This window comes from Roseixanthobacter psychrophilus (genome assembly GCF_043195195.1).
Taxonomy (GTDB): domain Bacteria; phylum Pseudomonadota; class Alphaproteobacteria; order Rhizobiales; family Xanthobacteraceae; genus NCEH01.
Genome location: NZ_JBAFWT010000132.1, coordinates 1 through 1,369 on the forward strand (window position 1 = coordinate 1; position 1,369 = coordinate 1,369).

A 1,369-nucleotide genomic window follows, 5' to 3' on the forward strand; every position below is an offset into this window, starting at 1 on the left:
TCACTCGGCGGCCTGGATGGTGTCTTTGGGGGCACCTTTGGCGGGCCGGCCGACGCTGTCATAGCTGAAGCCAAGCTCCGCCATCTCCTCCGGACGGTAGATGTTGCGAAGATCGACCAGCACGGGCTGCGCCAGCAACGCTTTCAGCTTCGCAAAATCAAGCGCCCGGAACGCATCCCATTCCGTCACGATCACCAGCGCATCCGCGCCCGCAGCGATCTCATAAGGCCCGGAACCATACTCAACCCCCGACGGAAGCACCTTGCGCGCCTCCTCCATCCCCTCGGGATCATATGCGCGGACCTTCACGCCACGGTCCAGGAGCGCGTTCACGATCGCAATCGACGGGCTGTCCCGCATGTCGTCCGTGTTCGGCTTGAACGTCAGGCCAAGCACCGCAACCGTCTTCCCCCGCGGGTCTGCGCCGAGCGCCCGGATCACCTTCTTGCCCATCGCAAGTTTGCGCACCTCGTTCACCGCAACCACCGTCTCGATGATCCGAAGCGGCGTGCCCGCCTGCTGCGCCGTGCGCGTCAGCGCCAGCGTATCCTTGGGAAAGCACGAGCCCCCATACCCCGGTCCCGCATGCAGGAACTTGCCGCCGATCCGATTGTCCAGCCCAATCCCCCGCGCCACTTCCTGAACGTTCCCGCCAACCTCTTCGCACAGGTCCGCGATCTCGTTGATGAAGGTGATCTTCATCGCCAAAAACGCATTCCCCGCATATTTGATCAGTTCAGACGTCCGCCGGCTCGTGAACAGCAGCGGAAGATTGTTCAGCGAAAGCGGACGGTAGACCTGCGCCATCACCTCGCGCGCCCGCCCCTCCTCCGTTCCCACAACGATCCGGTCCGGACGCTTGAAATCCTCGATCGCCGCACCTTCCCGCAGAAACTCAGGGTTCGAAACCACCGAGATGTCCGCGTCGGGGCGCGCCTCGCGGATCACCCGCTCCACCTCATCTCCGGTCCCCACCGGCACCGTCGATTTCGTCACCACAACCGTATAGCCCTGCGCCGCAGCCGCGATCTCACGCGCCGCCGCATACACGTACGACAGATCCGCATGCCCGTCGCCGCGCCGCGAGGGCGTCCCGACCGCGATGAAAACCGCATCCGCTTCGCGCACCGCCGCCGTCAGGTCCAGCGCAAAATCAAGCCGACCCGCCGCAACGTTGCGATGCACAAGCTCCTCGAGGCCTGGCTCGAAAATCGGGATCTCCCCGCCCTCAAGACGCGAGATCTTCCCCGCATCCTTGTCGATGCACGTCACCCGGTGCCCAAAGTCCGCAAAACACGCCCCAGACACAAGCCCGACATATCCCGTCCCAATCATCGCTATTCGCATGGCACACTCGTCATAGTGGCGC

Annotated in this window: 1 protein-coding gene; it reads right to left on the minus strand. The window is 63.9% G+C overall.

Features of this window, described 5'->3' with window-relative positions; translation table 11 throughout:
- Positions 1-1,347, minus strand: coding sequence for a UDP-glucose dehydrogenase family protein (locus tag V5F77_RS28810; RefSeq protein WP_429008474.1), 1,347 nt, complete (start codon positions 1,345-1,347; stop codon positions 1-3).
- Positions 1,348-1,369 lie beyond the last annotated feature (22 nt).

Bases quoted from the DNA above. Each gene is read 5' to 3' on its own strand.
- V5F77_RS28810 (WP_429008474.1), bottom strand. From the start codon at position 1,347: ATGCGAATAGCGATGATTGGGACGGGATATGTCGGGCTTGTGTCTGGG.